The sequence below is a fragment of the Pandoraea soli genome (assembly GCF_902459595.1).
GTDB lineage: Bacteria > Pseudomonadota > Gammaproteobacteria > Burkholderiales > Burkholderiaceae > Pandoraea > Pandoraea cepalis.
The window spans coordinates 70068-91938 of record NZ_CABPSG010000010.1 but is presented as its reverse complement, the minus strand read 5'-3'; the positions used below and the strand labels follow the sequence as shown (position 1 = coordinate 91938).

General features: G+C 60.4%; 19 protein-coding genes. 7 read left to right on the top strand and 12 right to left on the bottom strand.

Features of this window, described 5'->3' with window-relative positions; all coding sequences use genetic code 11:
* The first annotated feature begins 5 nt into the window (after positions 1-5).
* From PSO31014_RS17110 to PSO31014_RS17080, 7 genes are all read left to right on the top strand, one after another.
* Positions 6-1538 carry a class I adenylate-forming enzyme family protein gene (locus tag PSO31014_RS17110; protein ID WP_150552717.1) on the top strand — a complete coding sequence of 511 codons (1533 nt, stop codon included), beginning with the start codon at positions 6-8 and terminating at the stop codon, positions 1536-1538.
* Complete coding sequence (locus PSO31014_RS17105; RefSeq protein WP_174976550.1) at positions 1528-3309, top strand: CoA-transferase; 1782 nt, start codon at positions 1528-1530, stop codon at positions 3307-3309. The genes PSO31014_RS17110 and PSO31014_RS17105 overlap by 11 nt, the downstream gene beginning before the upstream one ends.
* 59 nt (positions 3310-3368) lie before the next feature.
* Positions 3369-4172, top strand: coding sequence for an enoyl-CoA hydratase (locus tag PSO31014_RS17100; RefSeq protein ID WP_150552715.1), 804 nt, complete (start codon positions 3369-3371; stop codon positions 4170-4172).
* An 81-nt stretch (positions 4173-4253) separates the two neighbouring features.
* Positions 4254-4568 carry a DUF485 domain-containing protein gene (locus PSO31014_RS17095; RefSeq protein ID WP_150552714.1) on the top strand — a complete coding sequence of 105 codons (315 nt, stop codon included), beginning with the start codon at positions 4254-4256 and terminating at the stop codon, positions 4566-4568.
* 50 nt (positions 4569-4618) lie between these two features.
* Positions 4619-6244: a cation/acetate symporter ActP gene (gene actP, locus PSO31014_RS17090; RefSeq protein ID WP_150552778.1), complete on the top strand. Its 1626-nt coding sequence runs from the start codon at positions 4619-4621 to the stop codon at positions 6242-6244.
* A gap of 81 nt (positions 6245-6325) precedes the next feature.
* Complete coding sequence (locus tag PSO31014_RS17085) at positions 6326-7276, top strand: polysaccharide deacetylase family protein (RefSeq protein ID WP_150552713.1); 951 nt, start codon at positions 6326-6328, stop codon at positions 7274-7276.
* Between the two features lie 31 nt (positions 7277-7307).
* The gene (locus PSO31014_RS17080; RefSeq protein ID WP_150552712.1) at positions 7308-8327 is read left to right on the top strand and encodes a zinc-dependent alcohol dehydrogenase family protein; all 1020 of its coding nucleotides are present in this window, start codon (positions 7308-7310) and stop codon (positions 8325-8327) included.
* 351 nt (positions 8328-8678) lie between these two features.
* Here PSO31014_RS17080 and PSO31014_RS17075 read toward each other — a convergent pair whose 3' ends face one another.
* The 12 genes from PSO31014_RS17075 to PSO31014_RS17020 form a co-directional block, all read right to left on the bottom strand.
* Positions 8679-10019: an MFS transporter gene (locus PSO31014_RS17075; protein WP_150552711.1), complete on the bottom strand. Its 1341-nt coding sequence runs from the start codon at positions 10017-10019 to the stop codon at positions 8679-8681.
* 82 nt (positions 10020-10101) lie between these two features.
* Positions 10102-11340: an ABC transporter substrate-binding protein gene (locus PSO31014_RS17070; RefSeq protein WP_246176753.1), complete on the bottom strand. Its 1239-nt coding sequence runs from the start codon at positions 11338-11340 to the stop codon at positions 10102-10104.
* A 161-nt stretch (positions 11341-11501) separates the two neighbouring features.
* On the bottom strand, positions 11502-12491 hold the full coding sequence (locus PSO31014_RS17065; RefSeq protein WP_150552710.1) for an NADPH:quinone oxidoreductase family protein: 990 nt from the start codon (positions 12489-12491) through the stop codon (positions 11502-11504).
* Positions 12488-13630: a CaiB/BaiF CoA transferase family protein gene (locus PSO31014_RS17060; RefSeq protein WP_150552709.1), complete on the bottom strand. Its 1143-nt coding sequence runs from the start codon at positions 13628-13630 to the stop codon at positions 12488-12490. Before PSO31014_RS17060 ends, PSO31014_RS17065 begins: the two co-directional genes overlap by 4 nt.
* Complete coding sequence (locus tag PSO31014_RS17055) at positions 13627-14307, bottom strand: 3-hydroxyacyl-CoA dehydrogenase family protein (protein WP_150552776.1); 681 nt, start codon at positions 14305-14307, stop codon at positions 13627-13629. The genes PSO31014_RS17060 and PSO31014_RS17055 overlap by 4 nt, the downstream gene beginning before the upstream one ends.
* Before the next feature lie 2 nt (positions 14308-14309).
* Positions 14310-15185, bottom strand: a complete 876-nt coding sequence (locus PSO31014_RS17050; protein WP_150552708.1) for a 3-hydroxyacyl-CoA dehydrogenase family protein — start codon at positions 15183-15185, stop codon at positions 14310-14312.
* 9 nt (positions 15186-15194) lie between these two features.
* The gene (locus PSO31014_RS17045) at positions 15195-16361 is read right to left on the bottom strand and encodes an acyl-CoA dehydrogenase family protein (RefSeq protein ID WP_150552707.1); all 1167 of its coding nucleotides are present in this window, start codon (positions 16359-16361) and stop codon (positions 15195-15197) included.
* 39 nt (positions 16362-16400) lie between these two features.
* Entirely contained in the window at positions 16401-17147 is a 747-nt protein-coding gene (locus tag PSO31014_RS17040) for an SDR family NAD(P)-dependent oxidoreductase (RefSeq protein ID WP_150552706.1), read from the bottom strand.
* Between the two features lies 1 nt (position 17148).
* The gene (locus tag PSO31014_RS17035; protein ID WP_150552705.1) at positions 17149-17919 is read right to left on the bottom strand and encodes an enoyl-CoA hydratase/isomerase family protein; all 771 of its coding nucleotides are present in this window, start codon (positions 17917-17919) and stop codon (positions 17149-17151) included.
* Position 17920: 1 nt separating this feature from the next.
* Complete coding sequence (locus PSO31014_RS17030; protein WP_150552704.1) at positions 17921-19588, bottom strand: class I adenylate-forming enzyme family protein; 1668 nt, start codon at positions 19586-19588, stop codon at positions 17921-17923.
* Positions 19589-19621: 33 nt separating this feature from the next.
* Positions 19622-20401 (bottom strand): enoyl-CoA hydratase-related protein, encoded by a 780-nt coding sequence (locus PSO31014_RS17025; protein WP_150552703.1) that lies wholly within the window; start codon positions 20399-20401, stop codon positions 19622-19624.
* Positions 20402-20421: 20 nt separating this feature from the next.
* Positions 20422-21651, bottom strand: a complete 1230-nt coding sequence (locus tag PSO31014_RS17020; protein ID WP_150552702.1) for a CaiB/BaiF CoA transferase family protein — start codon at positions 21649-21651, stop codon at positions 20422-20424.
* Positions 21652-21871 lie beyond the last annotated feature (220 nt).

Sequence of the window (21871 nt, the reverse complement as noted above, 5' to 3'; positions counted from 1 at the left end):
CCATCATGTTGTTAATCGATTATTTCGAGCGCACCGCCCAAAGTGCCCCCGACCGTCCTTTCCTGCACTTTGTTGCCGAAGTGGACCGCTCCGACATTCATCTGACCTATGCGCAAGCAAATCAATTTGCTAGCGCTCGCGCACGGGAACTGAAGGAATTGGGCGTCGGTAGGAAATCCATCCTCGCGCTATTGATGCACAACTCGCCAGACTGGGTCGTGACGTACCTGGCGTGCCAAAAGATCGGAGCGGTTTGCGTCGGCTTGCATCCGGCACTGACGCTGTCGGAGCTCGTGAGCATGCTGGAGAGCGTTGGCGCGAATTACCTCATTCACGGTGAAGACTTCGCCACGATGGCCCGTGAGTTTCACGAAGCGACTTCTGGAGTCTCTGTTGCTGGCGTGACCGATATGACGAACGATACGCTCGTCCCGATCGGCCCCTCCCTGCCGCGGCACGCGGACATCGACGAGCACGATGGCCTGGCGGCGACATTCACTTCCGGCACGACGGGCGGCGCACACAAAGCCGGTTTGCAGACTCACGGCGCGGTGGTGCGTGCCATCTCCGGATATGTGGAGTGCCTCAAGACTTGGGAACGCGACCGGATCATGCTGGTTACGCCACTTAGTCATAGCGCCGCACTCAACTGGGGCATGTCCCTGACCTTGATGTCGGCGGGCACGCTGATACTGGCACGTCGCTTCAGCGCGTCCCGTTTCTGGGAGCAGGCCGCCCGCAGCCGACCTACGGTGCTCTGGACGATGGCGACGATTCTCTACATTTTGCAACAGCAGGCGGTTAGCGCAGACGAACGACTTGCGCTCGGAGGATTGCGATTTGTGTTTGGCGCCGGCTCCTCACCGCGCCGCGGCGCGCTCCAGGCGCGCTGGGGCTGTCCAGTCATCGACGGCTACGGCATGACCGAAACCTTCGGAACGCTGACGAACTTCATCGCGGAAGACAATCCCTTCTCATACGCCTGCATGGGGGCGCCAGTACCGGGGATCGACCTGCAGGTTGTCGACATCACGACGCGCCGCGAATGTGAGCCTGAAGAGGTGGGAGAAATCGTCGCCCGGTTTGGCCAGGGCTTCGCTGGTTACCTCAATAACGCTGCCGAGACGCAGGACGCCGTACACGACGGCTGGTTTCACACGGGCGATCTGGCATTTCGCGACAGGGCCGGACGCTTTTACTTCGTGGACCGACTCAAGTCGATTATTCGGCGCGGTGGGGAGAACATTTCGAGCCTCGAGGTTGAGGAGTGCCTCGCGACGCATCCCGAGGTACGAGAGGCCATTGCATTGGCACAGCCGCATGACGTCCTCGGCGAGATCGTGCTCGCGGTGCTAGTTCCACGTCAGGATGGACGCGAGTTCGATCTCACGGAGATTCAGACGTTCTGCGACGGCAAGCTCTCGAAGTTCAAGTGGCCGGAAGCCGTCCGCACCTTATCTCATGACCAGATTCCGAGAACCGGCGCGGGGAAGGTCAAGAAGCCCATCCTTCGGCGGAGCCTGTTCAATGCAAACTGATATGAGCGCGTTCGATATTGCAGCACGCTGGCGTGCGCTGTCGCGCGCGAGAGTTGGAGTGGCGCGTTTCATGAGTCTTCCGGAAGCGGTTGCCGCTCACGTTCGTGAGAAGGACACCCTCTACTTCGGCGGCTCGATGGCACGTCCAAATGCGGCGATGTTCGAGGTAATTCGGCAGTTTTGGAACATGGATCCGGAGTTTACGCTGGTAGCGCCCGCAGTGGCCAACCAACATGCCCCGATGATTGCGGGGGGGCTTGTCAAGCACGTGATCACGTCCATTCACGCAATGACTTATCCGACTCCGGCGCCACACCCCCTTTATGTCGAGGCGGCGAAAAGCGGTCGCGTGACCTTTGAGAATTGGTCATTGTTGACCCTGTCGCATCGGCTGATGGCCGCCGCCTTGGGCTTGCCGTTCATGCCGACGCGCTCGCTTGTCGGTAGTGACATGGGTAAGCGCCTCGCGGCGATCAATGCGACGTCGCCCGTCAAGAATCCCTTCGAGGAGGGGGACGCACAGGTGGTTGCACCGTTATCGCCTGATGTGACCTTCATTCACGGATTGGCCGCCGACGACGACGGCAACATCCTGATCTGTCCTCCCCTTTATGACGGCGTATGGGCCGCCTTCTGCGCTGGACGGGCGGTCATTGCAACGGTCGATCACATCGTCAGTGGCGAATTTCTGCGGCGCTACCCCGAACATGTGCGAGTACCCGCCTATGCGGTTTCGGCAGTGTGTCATGTGCCACTCGGCGGCCACCCGAATTCCCTGCCGAGCGCACCGATTCCTGAGCTCTCCGGGTACACGGACGATTACGAGATGCTCACCGATCTGCGCCGCGCGGGCAGGACATTGGACACGCTGCTTGAATGGACGAAGGGGTGGATCCTCGATTGCCGTGACCATAACGACTACCTCGAAAAACTGGGCAATCGGCGCATTCAGGCGCTGCAGGGGCGCACGTCGAATGACGGATGGCAAGTCGAGCGGGTGTCGGAGCGCGCTCGCTCATACGGCAGCGTGGCCACCGAAGCGGAAAAGCATGTGGTTCTTGCGGCCCGAGTGCTTCGTGATCGCTTGACCGGCAGCGAGCCGTCCGCACTTCTTGCTGGGCTTGGCATTTCGTCGCTTGCCGCCTGGATGGCCGCCATTCAGCTTGGCCAATCGGGTAAGCACTTACCGCTCATGGTCGAATCGGGAATGTTCGGATACGTTCCGTCGCCCGGGGATCCGTTCCTTTTCAACTATCGGAATATGGCGGGCAGCTCGATGCTAAGCGATACCCAGTTGACGCTCGGTCTGCTGACGGGCGGTGCGCAGAACCGAGCATTCGGCGTACTGGGTGCTGCAGAGGTAGACGCGCGGGGGAATCTGAACAGTAGCGAACTGCCCGGGATGTTGCTTACGGGGTCTGGTGGCGCAAACGATATCGGGAGTGGCGCACGCGAGATTCTCGTCACAATTGCTCACTCGTCAAAACGCCTGGTCCAATCAGCCAGCTTCATTACAACGCCCGGACGTGCTGTCTTGACAGTCGTGACGCCATGGGCAGTCTTCGAACGCCCGCACAGTGCCGCCGATTTCGTCTTGACTCGGGTTCAGGCACGCAACGGCCTAGACATTGAAGCGCTCGTTAGCGAGGCGTTACACGAGTGTACATGGGCCGTAAAGCCGTGCTCCGCGCCGATCCTGGAGCCAGAACCCACCGACGAAGAATTGGATCTGGCGCGCCATCTCGATCCTGACCGATTGTTTCTGAACTAAAGCGCGATGGCCCGCAAACGTCACTCGAGCAAAACCAATTAACCGGAAGGATGCCATTGATGACTGAAATCGCATATGAAAATGTTCTTTACACCGTCGAGGCGGGAGTTGCAAGAATTTCACACAACCGCCCGCAAGCCCGAAACGCCGAGAGCCAAGCATTGCTCGACGAACTCGATTCCGCTGTACGCCGTGCCACCGACGACACCACGGTCAAGGTAATTGTTCTTGCCGGCGAAGGGGAGCACTTCTCCGCCGGCCATGATCTAAAGGAAGCCGCGCTCAAACGTGCAGACTTTACGGTCGAACAACGATGGGCTTACGAGACGCGTTATTACTTCGATTACGCATTGAGAATTCTCGACTGTCCCAAGCCGACAATCGCTGAGGTTCAGGGCGCCTGTGTCGCCGGTGGCTTCATGGTGGCGAACATGTGCGATCTGGTTATCGCGTCCAGTGACGCGTTCTTTTCCGACCCGGTCTGCCAAAGCCTCGGCACCGCAGGCGTTGAGGTGATGATCCATCCGTGGGTGATGGGGGCTCGCAAGGCCAAAGAATTTCTCTTCACCGGCGCAAAGATGTGCGCGGATGACGCCGCCCAAGTCGGCATGGTCAATCGCGTCGTACCGCGCGACGCACTTCGCGGCGTAACGATGGAACTCGCACAGAAAATTGCAGCCGGCGACGCGTTCGCGATCATGCTCGTGAAGCGCTCCATCAATCGCGGACTCGACATGCAGGGCTTGAAGGCTGCCATGACGGCCCATTTTGACGCCCACCAACTGAGCCATCTCTCCGAATCGTTCCAGCAACGACGCAAGGAGGGATTGGCGAAATCGATCTCGCGCGGAAAGTCCGTATAAACGCTAGCAACCTGTAGCCCCCCAATAGCAGTACAACCGGTCGGCGGCCTTGGGGCCGTGCAGCCCAGGAGGAGACACATTATGGATAGTCCCGACGTCACTGAACGTATTAGTCAGCACATGCTTTTTAAGGAGCTCGTAACGCGACGGGCGAAGGTCGTGCGCTTGCTGATGTCAGTCGGCCTCATTGCAAATTTCGTCTTGATCGCGTTGGTCGCTTTCTTCCCTCAAATCCTGCGCATGCCGGTAGAACCAGGCGAGGCCACAACCATCGGCGTGGTTCTGGCCGTCGGGATTATCGTTCTGGGCTGGGCCATTACCTGGATTTACGTGTACATGGCAAATGGCACGTTTGATCGGCTGAGCGCCGTTCTCGTCAATGAGGTGGCGCGATGATTCTTAGCCATCCGAAGTCCCGCACGGTACCGGCAACCGCTCTGGGATTCATGTTGCTCTCGCGCCAAGCTGTCGCTTCGCAACAGGGCGGCGGGAAGCCGTTGGATCTTGCAGCCATCGGCATATTTCTTGTATTCATCTGCATCACTTTCGCTATCACGTGGTGGGCCGCCAGACGCACAGCTACTGCGAAGGACTTCTTTTCTGCAGGGGGAGGGATCAGCGGGCTGCAAAACGGACTGGCTGTAGCGGGCGACTATCTATCCGCAGCCACGATGCTAGGCGTGGTCAGTCTCGTCTATGCGCGCGGCTATGATGGATTTTTGTATTGCATCGGTTTCTTCATCGGGTGGCCCGTGATGCTGTTGCTAATGGCTGAGCGAGGTAGAAATCTTGGGCGATACACGCTTGTCGACATCATTGCTTATCGTCTCGATCACGTTGGCGTGCGATGGATGGCTGCGATCGGCTCTCTTACGGTGGTCTTCTTCTACCTTATCGTCCAAATGGTCGGCGCGGGCGAGCTCGTTCAGTTGATGTTCGGCCTGAGGTACAACTACGCCGTCATTTCAGTCGGCATATTGATGATTATCTACGTGACATTCGGAGGGATGATAGCGACGACCTGGGTGCAGCTGATCAAAGCCATCCTTATCATCTTTGGCGCGACGCTTTTGATGGTCCTTGCACTCGCACACTTCAATTTTGACTTTGAGCGTCTCGCGGAGAGCGCGGTTAGCGTCCATGCTAATGGTGCTGCGATCATGGGGCCCGGCACGCTGTTCTCCGATCCGATTTCATCGATTTCCTTGTCGTTGGCTACCGTATTCGGATTGTGCGGGATGCCCCACATTCTGATGCGCTTCTTTACGGTACCGAATGCACGTGAAGCGCGTAAAAGTGTTCTTGTGGCGGCGAGTTGCATCGGCTACATGTTTGTCGCCATGTTCGTGATCGGACTGGCCAGCATAGTCATTGTGAGCACAGACGGACGCTTCTTCGAGGGCGGGAAAGTCGGTGGGAAATTGCTTGGCGGAGGCAACATGGTGGCCCTGCATCTCGCCACGGCTTTGGGAGGCGATCCGTTGCTCGGATTCCTCGCTGCCGTCATGTTTGCGACGATTCTGGCTGTTGTGTCGGGCCTGGCGCTCGCGGGTGCTTCGTCGATCTCTCATGACATCTACGTTAACGTGTTGCGCAGGAACTCGCACGTTACCGGCGAAGCAGAAGTTCGCTTGACGCGGAAAGTGACCATTGTCATCGGCATTGTTGCAGTGCTACTGGGTATCACTTTTCGTGGCCAGAACGTGGCATTTCTCGTTTCATTGGCGTTCAACGTGGCGGCTTCAGCCAACTTCCCACCATTGGTCACCTCCATGTACTGGCGAGGCGCTACGAGTCGCGGGGTCATGTGGGGCGGCTTCGTGGGACTCTTCTCGTCAGTGGGGATGGTGATTCTGTCGCCCGCGGTGTGGAAGTCGGTGCTTGGGCATCCTCACGCAATCTTTCCTTACGACCATTCGGCGCTGTTCTCAATGCCGCTTGCGTTTCTCGTGATTTATGTCGTTTCGAAACTGGACCACAGCGCGGCGGCCGTTCATGCGAGACAAGCCTTCGATCTGCAGACCGTTCGCGCTGAGACCGGGCTCGGGGCGGAAGCCGTGAGCCAACACTGAAGCGTTCGTCGCGACCTGACCATCCCCAGACAACTCAGGGGATGGCCGCCTGCTCAACAAAATCATTCGAGGGTCGGAACAATGGAGCCCATCAGGCTTGCGGTTACCGTAGACGATCTCTTCCTCTGGAAGCAAACCCGATGGGCTCCGGGGTTTAGTCCGGCAGTGGTAACGCGAGCCCTGATCGAAGCATTTCGTCGTCATGACATTAGCGGCGTATATGCATTCTCGTGCACTTCGCCCTGCGTTGGAAATCCCGCGCTATTCAAGCTTCTGGACGCGTGGATCGAGGCGGGGCACTTCATTGCCAATCATACGCACTATCACGCCAGTCTTAACTGGATCCCCGCAGAGCAGTATATCGGCGATATCGAGCAAACCGAGGCGTTTGCCGGGCCATGGCTGTCCTGTTCGCCGGCGAAGTACTTTCGATACGCAATGGACAATTGGGGCGATTCGCAGCAGAAGCACGACGCCGTGCATCGTTATCTGGTCAAGCGCGGATATCAGACCGTACCGATTACGTCGTGGTTCTATGACACTGAGTTTCTTGCACCACATTACCGCGCGTCGATGCACGGTGATCGGGTGGCGGTCGAACTCATCAAGAAGCAGTTCGTGCAGACGGCCCTAACGCAGTTGGCGAACCACGCCTCTGCCGCAAGGCGGGTGTTCTCAAGAGACTTTCCTCACATCTGGTTGATTCACGGAACCCCCCTCGCCGCCGAATGTTTGCCAGAGATACTCGATCGGTTTGCCGAATCTGGCGTCACCTTCGTTTCTCTTTCCGAAGCGATGCGCGATCCCGTCAACAATGCACCGGCTGGCATTGTGACACCGCGGTTTCTGAATCAAATTCAGAAGTGGGCACATATCGATGGATTCGCCTTGCCGGACTGCCCACCGGCCATTCTCACCGAGCTGGAGGCACTCCATCCGATGGCTGGATTGTCGACTCGCGAAATGATGGGAACGATTTTTGGAAGCATTGCGGAAGAAGTCAGTGGCACGTATCTGCCCAAGACCTACTGATCTGACAGCTCGAATCGAGACCACAAACATCATGAAGACTGTTGTCGTTGCGCAGTATGGCGATCCGCAGAGGTACGTCCACTGCATCGAGGCTCCGGATATCGCTCGCCCCGGCGAAGACGAAGTCCTATTCGATGTGCTGGCGTTCCCTATCAACCCCGCAGACATATCGTTCTGCTGGGGACGATACAGATTGAAGCCGGAATTGCCCGCGGTTCCAGGCGCGGAATGCGTAGGGGAAGTCGTCGCGGTCGGGAGTTCGGTCCGGCACATTTCCGTGGGTGACCTCGTCATCAATCTCGATCGAGAAAACTGGACGCAACGTCGTCTTGTCAAGGCTAACCGGATAATTGTGCTTCCAAGGGAAATTGACATCGCGCAGGCGGCGATGATGCGTATCAATCCGCCCACTGCCCATCTGCTCCTTTCTGAAGTGGTGAAGCTCGACCGTGGGGATTGGATTATTCAGAATGCAGCCAATTCCGCAGTTGGCCGGATGATCATCACTTTCGCTAAGGAGAGGGGGATCAACACCGTGAATGTTGTTCGGCGCGACGAGGTGCGCGAGCAACTACTCGGTCTTGGCGTCAATGTCTGCCTGACGGACAGCGAGGATCTGGCGTCCTCAGTCAAGGAACTGACGAACAACGCCTCAATTGCCTTGGGAATCGATGCTGTGGCCGGATCGGCAACAAATCGTATCGCGTCGTGCGTCGCTGACGGAGGTGCCGTATGCATTTACGGCTCAGTGTCGAGGGAGAGTATTGTGCTGTCGCCTGCACAGTTGGTCTATCGGGGCTTGACATTCACCGGCTTTCTGCTCGGGAGATTTCTCGATAGGAAACGTGAGGATGATGTCGCGGCAATTTACCAGGAGCTCTCCCGACGAATCATGCACGGACTGCGAGTTGATATTGAACGCGTGTATTCGATCGAGAACATCAACGAAGCCCTTGCGCACGCCGATCGTGTGCGAGATGGGGGGAAAATACTTGTCGCGCCCCATGGAGTGGAACGTATAAATCTCGCAGGGGCGACATCCGTTCCCTAGTTGTCGCCGAGCCAAGTTCAATTTCAGTGGGACGGTTGTAAGCGCCCGAACTGCGTTTCACCGCGCTGGGAATCGCTCGCAGCAAGATTTCACATTGATCGCCGCGCCGCAGGACTTGTTTCCTATTCGGCATATTCACGTCGTGTGGGATTTTATCCGTGCAAATGTCGAACGATTGCCGGATAAGTTTTGGCGATAACCATGGGCCAGTCCCTGAGCGCGCCGCTTGAGCGGCTCAACATAGTTCTGAGCCCTCACGCCTTTATTTATAGCCTTTCCAGGCGACGTCGGGGTGGCCGCTGCATCCGCTAATAAAGCGCGCCATGCTGCGGGCACCCAAATATTTGGCGCTCAGAGATCGACGTCTTTTGTCTCAGGCCCCAGAAGTGCGCCGATGCAGGCAATCACGCCGCCAATGCAGAGCAATGCAACCGGTGTGTACCGTGACGGCATGAATGTCCCCAGCCAGTTCATGTAGAACGCGTAGAACGAGGGAATGATGACCGAGAGGCTGTATCCGATGCCAAAGCCGGTCGCTCGGATACCCGTGGAAAATCGCTCGTTGATGTATGTGACGATTACAGCCCATGCGGAACTGACGACAAGGGCCAATGCGCAAACCACCAGCACGATGATCGAGTGAGCAACGTCGGCGGCGCCGATCAGGAAATAGAGCAGACCGGCGCCCACTGTCGACGTCAACGCACCGATGATCGACAACATCTTGCGGCGGCCAAATCGCTGCCCCAGTATGCCAGCGCCCACATATCCGAAGCAGAGCACCGAGTAGGCCATCATCAACGTCGCGGTCATCTGGAGCGGCGTGAGGTGCAGCCGCTTTAGCAGAACTCCCGTAGGGAGGAACAGTCCGACGATGTTCTGCGTGAGCCAAAATCCGGTCATCATCAGCAGCACTTGCACGAGATTGCGGCGCGCCTGGCCCGTGACGAGTCGATCCTCCGATGTGTTCTGCGCCTTCCCGAACGCCTTGCCTTGCCATACCTGAGACTCGGATACTTTGCGGATATAGTAGACGGCCAACAATGCCGCCATGATCGACCCGAAAAGGAACGGGATGCGCCATCCCCACTGCGCATATGGGGAGTGGGGGCCGTTCATCGGGAAGACCGCGAACATGATCATGGCGAGCAAGTTGATCGCCACGTAGGCGGCGGGGAAGCCCGCCAGAATCAAGCCCCCGACCAAACCGCGCTGGTCTTTCCGGGAGTATTCGATGGCAAGCGGCAATGCCCCGGTGTAGCCGCCACCCAGGAATACGCCGTCGACGAATCTCAGCAGCACCAGAATCCAATACGACGCGATGCCGATCGTCTCATACCCTGGGATCAGGGCGATCAGAAAGGTTGCAACCGCAAACCCGCTCACCGACGCGATCGAGGCGGCGCGCCGTCCGACACGGTCGGCAATTCGCCCGAACAGGAGTGCACCCAGGGGGCGGCCGAGGAGCGTCGTGATGAACACGAGCGATTCCAGGATCACCTGATATCCGCCCGACACGCTTCTCGGAAGGAAGTATGTCTGGATGGGAGCCAGAATGATCACCGGCAAGTAGATGTCGAACATGTCGACGAATTCCGAAAAGACCGCACCCTTGATCGCGCTCTTGCGGCGCGTCTCCAGGCGTCCTTCCCGTGCCGCTTCGCTGACGTCGTCAACGCTTACTGCTTCCATAACCGTCTCCAGTTTCCCGAGTTCTCCGACACATGTCCCCGGGCGCGACGATGTCGTCGCGCCGAGGTGCCTCATGACGTTTTTACTTTTTGACAAGCGGGCAGTCGCTGTCGGCCAGCGGCTCGAAAGCCTCCGCTTTCGGAATGACGGAGACGATCTTCAGCAGATCCCACTCCCCTTTCGATTCCGACGGCTTCTTCGCCTCTGCCAGATACATGTCGTGCAACATCAGACCGTTCGCTTCGATGCGACCGTCCTTGGCGAAGAAGTCATTGATCGGCATGGCGCGCATCTTCTCCATCACCTTGTCGCTATCGAGCGTGCCTGCCGCCTTTATCGCGTTCAGATAATGGGTCGTTGCCGAGTACATCCCCGCCTGAACCATGGTCGGCATCTTGTTTGTCGCCGCGAAGAATTTCTTCGCGAACGCGCGTGTCTGGTCGTTCTGGTCCCAGTAGAATGCCGTCGTGAAACGCAGGCCTTGCGCCGCATTCAAGCCCATGCCCTTCAGATCGCTGTCGAAAATCAGCAGCGGCGCAACGATCACGTTGTTGCGCGACAGGCCGAACTCGGCCGCCTGCTTGACGGCGCTTTGCGTATCGCGCCCGGCGTTGGCCAGCGCGACGACCTGGGGCTTGGCCGACTGCGCTTGCAACAGATACGAAGCGAAATCCGAGGCCGACAGCGGATGCTTCACGGCGCCTACCACCTCGCCCCCCATCTCCTTGATGACCCGGGTCGCCTGCGCTTGGAGTGAGCTGCCGAACGCGTAGTCCGCGGTGATGAAGAACCAGCGCTTGTAGCCGGCTTTTGCCAGGGCGCGAGCGGTGCCGTTCGCAAGCGAATAGGTATCGTAGACGTAGTGGACGCCATACGGCGAGCATTGCTTGTCCGTCAGATCTGTGGTGGCCGAGCCCGCGAAGATTGTGATTTTTTTTCGCTCGGCACCGAGCCTCTGCAAGGCCAGCGCAGAAGCAGAGTCGGTGGATTCGATGACGGCCTGGACGTTATCGTTGTCGTACCACGTACGAACCTTCGTTGCGGTAACGTCAACCTTGTTCTGATAGTCCGCCGACAGCACTTCGATAGGGCGGCCGAGTACCTTGCCGCCGAAATCCTGTACGGCCAGCTTGACCGCCGTCACGCCTGCCGGGCCTCCGATCCCGGAGTAGACGCCGCTCATGTCCACGATGACCCCGATGCGAACCGGCCCTCCAGCCTGGGCATCGGCCGCGTGGCTCACGTGCATCATCGACGCAAGCGCGCACACGAGCGCACAGCGCGCGCCTCTGCGCACTGCGTGAATACGTTGAGATTTCATACTGTGTCTCCTTGATGTTTTCTCATGAGTGTTCCCAGTGGATCGATTCGTCCATTCCCTGGGAGGGGTATTCGATGGGCCGGCAGCGAAACGTATATGTTTGATTCGTATACCTAATCATCTGAATTTTAGTATCCGTGATAGCTCGATGAAACCTAGTATCAATCGAAGCCGAGAACGGCTCTGCCAATGACGGCGCGACGATCTATCGCGTCGAGTGCCTCGCCGACTTTATCCAACGGCAACTTGAGCGCGATGCGCGGGTGGATCTGGCCGCTCGCGTAAAGCTCATGTAGTTTGCGTTGGACGTCGTTGACACGCCGCGAGTCGCGTTCGCGGTAGTCGCTCCACTGCAGGCCGGAGACTTCGATGTTCTTCAGCAGTAGGTAGTTGGCCTTGATGTGCGGAATGCCGCCCGCGGCAAAGCCGATCACGACCGCCCGCCCGCACCAGGCCAACGTACGAAGCGCGGCGTTGAACACGTCGCCACCGAGCGCGTCGAGCACGATGTCGACACCGCGCCCATCTGTCACATCTAACACCTGCTGCCGAAGGCTTTCGCGAACGTCGGGCAAGGACAGATCGACGACGTGCGACGCGCCATCGGCCAGCGCTTGCGACGCCTGCTCCGGACGGTTGATGGCGGCGATTGCCGTCCCGCCCAGCGCGCGCACGAGTTGCAGGGCCGCGGCGCCCACGCCGCCGCTAGCGCCGGTTACTAGAACTGTTTCGCCCTGTGTGAAGCGCGCGCGTTCGCCCAGCGCGAAGTAGGCCGTCTGGAAGGGCAATCCCATCGCGACAGCGTCGTCGAACGACATCGCGTCCGGCAGCGCTTCGCAATAGCGCCCGGGAAGGGCCACACGTGACGCATAGGCACCGTATTCCATATGCGCGACGACCCGATCTCCCGGCCTGAACCGGCGAACCGACGCACCCACTTGAAGGACCACCCCGGCCGCGTCTTTCCCCGGCACGAAAGGCAGCCGGGGCAGGTTCTGATAGCGCCCGCGGATCACCAGCAGGTCGGGGTAATTGATGGCCGCGGCACGTATCTCGATCAGAACGTCGTGATCCCGCACCGCCGGATCCGGCAGTTGACCGATGACGACGTCGCCGGGCTCGCCGAAGTTGCGAACGATGGCGGCTTTCATGCGTTGCCTCCGCGCTGCATGTCAGGGTTGAACGACGCGACGTCTGCGCCGAGCCTGGGTGCGTCAAGCACCTCGTCGTCGGCCCCGAATTGCCGGTCCACGGGAAGCGGCAGAGCGGATATCGTGGCGCCACCTGAGAGTCGCACACGTTGTGCGAAGACACCTCGCTCATGGAAATGCGGATCGGAGGCCGCTTCGCTCAGGTCGACCACGAGGGCGACGCATGTGTCGATACCGGCAAATTTCTCGAGCCAGTAAGCGGCCGGGCGTTCGCGAAGGGTTGAGGCGATCTTGTCCCGAATCCCTGCCTCGGTGCCGTCGGCGCCGGCCAGCTCGGTCAATCCCAGGGCGCTGACGAAGTTGTGCCAGAACTTGTCTTCCAGCGGCGCCGCAGCAAGATATTGACCGTCGCTGGTGCCGTAGATCTGGTATCGCGCCGTGCCGCCTGTCACGAGTTCACCGCCCGGGCGAGGCCAGCCATGACCTGTGAGGCCCTGGCCCAGCCCCCAGTACGCGAACGTGAGCAGGTTGTCTGACATCGACACGTCGAGATAGCGCCCCTGCCCATCGGCATCGCGCTGACGCAACGCCAACAGGATATTCATCATCGCCGGATACGCGCCGCCTGCGATGTCGGCGAGCAACGCGGGCGGGAGCACGGGCGCCCCATCGCTTCCGCGCGAGAGCCCGAGCAATCCGCTCTGCGCCATATAGTTCAGATCGTGTGCGGCCTGATGGGCTTTGGGCCCTGTCTGTCCATAGCCGGTGATCGAGCAGTAGATGAGCGTGGGGTTGAGCTGCGCCAGCGCCTCATAGCCGAGTCCCAGGCGCTGCATCACGCCAGGGCGGAACTGCTCGACCAGCACGTCGGCCTCGGCGATCAGCGGCAGGATCGACCGACGGCCTTCCTCGGACTTCAGGTCGACCACGATCGATCGCTTTCCGCGATTGAGCATGCCGAAGTTGACGCTGTCGTCGCCAGACCTGGGGTGGTATGTGCGCATGTCGTCGCCGACGCCCGGCTTCTCGACCTTGATGACTGCAGCGCCCGACTGGGCGAGCAGAAGCGTACAAAGCGGACCTGGCAGAAGCGTGCTGAAATCCAGCACCTTCACACCAGCGAGCGGCTGACGTGTCATTGTTCGGCTCCGGAATCGGCAGCGCCGGCGCCGTCCATGGCGCGCCGGTATGCCACCTGTGCGCGCCGAGCCGGCGCGTAGGCCGCGTCGCCGAGCGCTTCACTGAGCTGCCTGGTGACTTCGTAGTGATGACGCAGTCCTGTGCGGTGGAGGAGGGCGATCGGGCCTTCCGGATAGCCGAGACCGAGGCGCAGCGTCTTGTCCATGTCCTCAGCGGTGGCGAGCTTGTCGTCAAGACGACGCAGCGCCGCGTTGTAGTACGGTCGGATCAGCCGATCGATGATGCGCCCCGGGAAGTCGCCGCAAACAGCCACGCGCAATCCCGCGCCTTCGAAGGCGGCCTTGGCCAGCGCGAGTGTGTGCGGCTGGGTGGCGGGCTGACGTACCAGCTCAATGAGGTCGCTGGGCTCGGCGTCGCCCAGCCGGAACCGTGCAAACCCGACGACATTCGATCCCTCCTTGCCGGCATCCTCGCCAGTATGCTGGCCGAGGCACTCCGTACCCAGTTCGATGGCGACGAACGGCGCATCGACCAAACTAGCCTGCGACTCGGCAAACGCTTTGCCCGCGTGGGCGCCGATAAATACGACTGATGTTCCAGTACCCGCGGTCTCGATGAACGCGTGGGCAGACGGAAACGAGCGGCTGTCGCCCGATTGAATCACTCTGTAGCTCATGGTCAAGCTCCGAACATCTTGGTGTCGCCGTAGGCGTGGAAGCCGCGGCCCGCTTTCTTGCCGAGCCAGCCTGCGGCGATCATGCGGCGCACCAGCGGCGGACAGGCGGCGCGCGGTTCATTGGTCACCGCGTATAGCGCGGCGCAAAGCAGCTTCTGGGTATCCATGCCGACGAGGTCGAGCAGTTCCAGCGGTCCCATCGGGTAGCCCAGCGCCGTCTTGATCGCGAGATCTATGTCCGCAGGTTCAGCGACACCCGCTTCGACCAGTCGTATCGCATCGTTGTTGAACGGGACGAGAAAGTAATTGAGGATGAACCCAGGCGTGTCCTGCGTGCGCACGGGCGTCTGGCCGAGCGCCAGCGCAAACTGCCATGCCTGCTCGAACGTTTCGTCGCTGGTATTGAGGCTAGGAGACATTTCAATGAGCTTCATCAACTGAGCGGGAAGGCAGAAGTGCATGCCGACGAATCGATCGGGCCTGCCTGAGCCGCCTGCAATCTCGGTGATCGAGAGCGTCGACGTGTTGGACGCAAACATCGTGTGCGGCGCACACACCTTGTCGAGGCGCGAGAAGAGGTCGTGCTTGACGCCAAGATCCTCGAATACCGCTTCGATGACGATGTCGCAGTCCGCGAGGTCTTCGAGTCGGGTAGTGCCGTGCCAGCGCGACAGGATTTCCGGCACTGCGTCTTCGGGAATCTTGCCGCGCTGCGCGGATTTCTCAAGAAATGCAGCGGTTTGGGTGCGAGCCACGGCTAGCCCTTCGTTCCGCGTGTCATAGACTCGCGTCACGAAGCCGGCGCGTGCGGCGACGATGGCAATGCCCGCGCCCATCGTGCCAGCGCCTGCGATACCGACGGTTCTTATCGATGTCATGTTCGTCTCCTATTTTTCGATGAAGCTGCGACCGATGAGCTGGCGATGGATCTGATTCGTCCCCTCCCAGATCTGCGTGATCTTGGCGTCGCGCATGAGTCGCTCGACCCGGTAGTCCGAGCAGTATCCGTAGCCGCCGAGCAACTGAACCGCGTCGGTCGAGATGCGCATCGCGGCGTCCGTCGCGCGCATTTTGAGGATCGAAGCCTCGATGCCGAAGTCCGATACCCCGCTGTCCACCCGGCTCGCGACCTGCCACAGCAGCGATTCGCAAAGCACGAGCTCAGAGGCCATATCGGCCAGCATGAATTGAATGCCCTGGAAGTCGATGATCCTGCGCCCGGACTGCTTGCGTTCGTTGATGTACGCTGTGGCGTCTTCGAAGGCCGCCCGCGCAATGCCCAGTGCATGGGCCGCGACGCTAGGGCGCGACCGGTTCAGCGATGCAAACAGAATGCGAAGCCCGTCGCCCGGCTGGCCGATGAGATTGGCACGCGGCACGCGACAGTTGTCGAACGACAGGGACGCCGTGCTCGACGCGCGGGTGCCCATCTTGTGTTCGAGGCCATTAACGGACAGTCCCTGCGTGCCCTTTTCGAGAACGAGTACCGAAATGGCATCCCTGGCGTTGTCGATTTCAGACCATTTGCCAAACAGCAGATACAGATCGGCGACGTCGCCGTTGGTGATGAAGACCTTGCTGCCGTTGATGACGATATCGTCGCCATCGGGTGTGAAGGTCGTGCGCATGACAGTGGCGTCAGAACCGGCGCCGCTTTCGGTGATGGCGAGTGACGCGAGGCCGCCTTCTGCAATGCGCGGAAGGACCCGTGCCTTCTGCTCCTCGCTGCCGAATTCCACGACCGGCTTGATGGCGTGGAAGTTTGTCGCCCAGATGATGCCCGTCGAGGCACATGCGGCGGAGATCTCGCGCACGCACGCGGCATAGCAGGTAAAGGAGAGTCGCGCGCCGCCGTATTCTTCCGGGATGAAGATTGCGTTCAGACCGAGTTCGTTGATGGCCTTGACGTTGTCCCACGGAAACGCCGACGTGCGGTCGTATTCCGCGGCGCGGGGTGCAATCCGGTCGCGCGCCAGCGACTTCACGCTGTCGACGATCATCCGCTCTTCTTCCGACAGCGGAAGGCTCGCGTCCAGTTTTTCGAGTACGTTCATGGTTGAGTGCCTAATCCGTGTGTTCCGATTCGTTGGCGCTCAGAGCGCCATCCCCTGACCGCCGTCGAGATAGATCGTCTCGCCGGTCATGAAGCCGGTCGTAACGGTGAACAGCAGTCGCACCAGTTGCGCCACGTCTTCGGATGCGCCGGGTGCGCCAGTCGGGATCCGCTTTGCGAGGAATCGGCTGAGCGACCCGCTCGACAACGATGCCTTGTTCAAGTCGGTGGCGATGTAGCCAGGCGCCACGTTATGCACGCGGATGCCGTCGCTCGCCCACTCGACGGCGAGGCAGCGCGAGATGGCGCCGACCGCCGCCTTCGAGGCGCAATATGCCGAGTTGCGGCGCACGCCGAGCTTGTCGAAGAACGAACCTATGTTGACGATCGTTGCGCCACCGGCCTCGCGCAGGTACGGATAGGCGATCTGACTCGCCATGAACACCGACGTCGTGTTCATGCTCATGACCTGCTCGAATTCCGCGATCGACTGGGATGCGGCGTCGTCTTCCAGATGCAGGCCCGCGTTGTTGACCAAACCCACGAGTGGCAGGCCGACGCGGCGCATCGTGTCCTCGACGGCCTGCTTGACCGAGTCATGGCGCGTGACGTCGCACTCGGTCGTCACAAAGCGTGCGCGCACGTCGGGATCTGAAATGTCTCGTGCCGGCAGCGCGCCGGACCGCGACAGACACGCCACGGTGAAGCCGTCGAGCGCTAGCGCTTCGGCGATCGCCGCGCCGATGCCTCGACTCGCGCCGGTCACCAGAATGCAGCCTTTGTCCATGTCATTCATCCTTGAAAGCGGGCTTGCGTTTCTCGACGAAGGCGGTCATCCCTTCGACCGCATCGGCCGTCTGGTAGGCCAGCGTCGAGAGGTCTGCTTCGATCTTCAGGCCGTCGCCCAGGCTGACTTCGGCTGCGCGCAGAACCGCTTCTCGTGCGAACAGCGAGGCGCACCTGCTGTAACGCGTAAACTGGTCGGCAAATTCGCAGCCGAGCGCAATCGGGTCGTCGCCTTCGACAATTCGGTTGACGAGCCCGATGCGTTCCGCTTCTGTCGCATCGATCGTTTTGCCCGAGAGAACCAGTTCGAGCGCGCGTGCCTGCCCGACCAGCCGCGGCAGCCGTTGGGTTCCGCCGTAGCCGGGAATGAGTCCTAGCTTGATTTCGGGCAGGCCCATCTTGGCGTCGGGTGTGGCGATTCGGAACGTACATGCCATCGCCAACTCGAGCCCACCGCCGAACGCATAGCCGCTGATGACGGCGATCGACGGCACAGGCAGCGCGTCTAGCTTCGCGAACGTGGCCTGTCCCAGCGCAGCGCCATCTCGCTGGGCGATGAGGCTGCGGCCCAACAACTCCTTGATGTCGGCGCCCGCGCAAAATGCCTTGCTGCCGCTTCCCGTTATGACCAATGCCCTCGCATCGGAGCGTGCCACTTCGTCGAACGCGGCGCACAGTTCGCTGAGTACGGAAAAGCTCAGCGCATTGAGCGCTTCCGGACGGTTCAAGCCCACCTGCGCGATGCCGTCAATGATCTTGAGCGTGACTGACACTTCAGACTCCTGGATTGGCTTTCGCGCGATAGCGGACCGCCTCGGGGGTGAGACCGCCGTTGCGCACAAGTTCGACGAGCTCGCGCTTGAGAATCTTGCCGCTCGCTGTGAGCGGAAACGTCTCTAGCGACGTAAAGTACTCCGGCATGTCGTACTTCGACAGGCCCGCAGCGGCGAGATGTTCGAGCATCGATTCGGCACTGACCGACGCGCCGGACTTAACCAGAATGGCAAGGCATACCTTCTCGCCGAGACGCTCATCGGGCACCGGAAATGCGGCGGCCCGGTCGACGTCGCTATGGCGCATCGCGAGCTCTTCGATGCCCGCGGGGAAGATGTTGTGTCCGCCGCGAATGATCAGATCCTTCTTACGCCCGACGATCTGCAGACAACCGTCTTCGGTGAGCATGCCCAGGTCGCCGCTCATAAACCAGCCGTGCCGGTTGAACGACGACTCCGTAGCGCCCTGATTGTCGAAGTAGCCCAGCATGAGCACGGCACCGCGTCCGCCGATTTCTCCGATTTCACCGGGTTCGGCTTCTTCGTCGATGTTGTCTCGCTTCCAGAGCTTGATTTCGTAGCCTTCGCATGGACGTCCGCACGTTGAGACAATGGTGTCGGCGCCGTCGCTCGGCCGCGTATAGTTGTGCGAGCCGTTTTCTGTCATGCCGTAGACGTTCTGCGGCGTTACGCCGAGGCTCATGAAGCGTTGGGCGACGTCGCGCGGGATGGCCGAGCCGGCCATGTAGAAGGTCTTCACGTGACCCAGACGATCGAGGTCGCGGCGTTCGACCTCCGCGAGGACGTCCATGGCGTGCGTCGGCACCCCCATCACATAATCGGCCTCGGTCTTCACGATCCAGTCGAGACCGGAGGCGCCGGCAGAGGGGTCGCTCATGCACAGTTCGAGGCCAGTGACGAGCATCTGTTCGATCGCCACTGTCGCGATGTGATGGCTCATCGGGCTGAGCGTCAGTAGTCGTGTCTGGCTAGTGTGGCCCCAGTCGGTGGCGAGGGCACGCCCGTTGGCGAGCAGGGTGTTGTCGCTGTGCATCACCCCCTTTGGCGCACCCGTCGTGCCGGAAGTGAAGGCGAGATAGACGATCTTGTCGGCATCGAGGTCCGGTGCGTGCAGTACCGCCGGCGGTGCGGCGTCGGGAAACGCCAGTTTGTCGACGTTATCCTGTGCTGCCTCGCAGTCGTAGATCATCATCAATCCGGGAATGGATCGTGCGCGATCGAAGATGGACGCCGCTCGCCCGTTCGCCCCGTAACCGGGTTGCGTGAACAGTGCCTTGCACTGGATACGTTCGAGCAGGACAGCAATTTCCTCGACCGTGTAGTTCTGATGCAGCGACGGTGCGCAGACGTAGCCGTTGCGCGAGCACGCAAGGAAGATGATGACGGTTTCAAGGACGCTGGGCAGCCAGATTCCCACTCGGTCGCCCGGGCGCAGGCCGCCGCGATGCAGCGATTCCGCGACGCTGTCGGTCCACTCGGTGACTTCGCGCCAAGTGAGGCGTCGGGTCGCATCCCGCAGAGCGTGGGCCGAGGGCCGCTCGCGCGCATGGCGACGGGCGAGTGAGTACAGCGTCTCCTGCTGCCATACGCCGGCCAGGTAGTATTCGCGCGCCCGCTGGGGATTGTGAAGCGTCAGTATGTTTTGCATGACGTCGGTTCGTATATGGATGAGCGGGCGAGGTCAGTGACCGAACTTCGAGGCGTCCGGATCGCGACGCTCGGCGAACGCCGATGCCAGCTCCGCGTGCTCGTCCGACTCGAGATAGCCGCGCAACAGAATGTCGTGCGACATGCGCGACAGACCGCTCACTCCGCCATGGCGTGCGTTGAATGCCGACTTGATCGATGCCAGCGCCAGCGCGCCGCGTTGCGAGATCTCGAGCGCGTACTTGCGGGTCGCGTCCTTCAGTTCGTTGTCGGGCACGACCATGTTGATCAGGCCCCATTCGAGCGCTTCGTGTGCGCTGATCTTCGGGTTGCGATACCAGATGTCCTTCGCGCGCTTTTTGCCGACGAGATCTTCCAGATACCACGTGCCGTAGCCGGCGTCGAAGCTGCCGACCATCGGACCGACTTGACGAAAGATGGCGCTTTCTTTAGCGATGGTGACGTCGCACACGACTTGCAGCACGTTCCCGCCGCCCACGGCAAAGCCGTTGACCGAGGCGATCACGGGCTTCTGCAGGCGATCGATACTCTCGTACATCTCTAGCGTTGGCAGCACCCCAGCGTAGAGCAGCGAGTCTTCCATACCGTCTTTCCGGCCACCAGTGCAAAAGAATTTGTCGCCCGCGCCGGTAATCACGATCACGCGGGTACGCGTCTCGCGACGGATGTTCTCGATGCAGTCGCGAATCTCGTGACACATCGTCTCGGTGAACATGTTGCCATCGTGCGGACGGTTGAGCGTGATGGTGCCGATGGGGCCATCTTCGTGATACAGGATTTCCTCGAATTTCATCGTTGTCTCCTTATTGATGTTCAGATGACCTGTCGTTCCTTGAGGCTGGCGATGAGTGCTTCCGACAGGCCAAGACGTTCGCGCAACACGCGTTCCGTATCCGCGCCCAGGAGCGGCGGCGCGCTGCGATGGACCGCGCTCTTGCCGTCGAAGCGAATGCCCAGACCGACCTGGGGCACCTTGCGGGCCGATCCTTCAACCGAATAAAACAGTCCTTCCGCGAGCAGATGCCGGTCCTGCACGACCTGATCGACCCGATAGATCGGACCCGCCGGAATTCGGTGATCGTTGAACACTGTCAACCAGTGTTCGCGCTCGCGCGTGACCAGCAGCGCCTGAATCGCCTCGACGATACTGGCGCGCTGCGCCCGGCGACTTGTGTTCGTTGCGAGCGCTTGAGTGGCGCCATATTCCGGCTGGCCGACGGCCATCCAGAATCGCTGCCAGATGGCGTCGTTGCCCAGCCCGAGCGTAATCGGCTCGTCGGCGGTCTCGAAGACCTGGTAGATCGCAATGACGGAATCGCGTCCGCCTGAGCGAGTGATGCGCTCGCCCGACCCAAGGTACGGGACGATGCGCGGCGCCATGAAGCGGACCATGCTCGCGACCATCGACACATCGATGCTTTTGCCGCGCCCGGTGCGCTGTCTCTCGTACAGCGCGGCGACGGTGGCGAGAGCGACGTCTTGGCCAGCGAGCAGGTCGGCTGCCGGCGTGCCGACTTTCTGTGGGCCGTATTCCATTTCGCCCGTCAGGTCCATCACGCCTGAATAGCCTTCCGCAATGAGGTCATAACATGGCAAGTTGGCGCGCGGGCCATTTGAGCCGAAGCCCGTGAGCGCCACGTGGATCAACGATGGATACCGGGCCGTCAGCGATGCGAAGTCCAACCCGAGGCGGCGTTGCACACTTTGAACCGTGTTTAGGACGAGCACGTCGGTCGACGCGAGCAGGTTGTCGAGGATTTCCCGGCCCTCGGGCTGCTTGATGTCGAGTGTCAGGCTTTCCTTGTTGCGGTTGATGCTTAGGTACCAGAGCGATTCGCCATCGAGGAAAGGAGGGCCCCACGCCCGGGTGTCGTCACCGGTGCCAACCCGCTCGATCTTCGTCACTTCGGCGCCGAGGTCGCCGAGCAACTGCGTGCCGTAGGGGCCTGCGATGGAGGTCGTGAGATCCAGGACCCGGACGCCCTTGAGCAGTTCGAGCCCGGTGGTCGTGGTCGCGATGGGAAGCGTGTCGAGTGGATTCATTGCAGTGTCTCGGTCGTATGCCTTCCCTATGCGACAACCGTGCCAGCACGGAAAATGTTGCGCCGCACTCGATCCAAAGTTCGCAGGAATAAACCGGTTGCGTTACCTCCTCAATCGAAAATGATGCATGTGCGCGTTGGCCCAGAGTTGGCAAATGTGTCCACGTTTGAGGACACTGGGCATCTCACTGTGTATTTCGACTACACTTCGAATACACAAA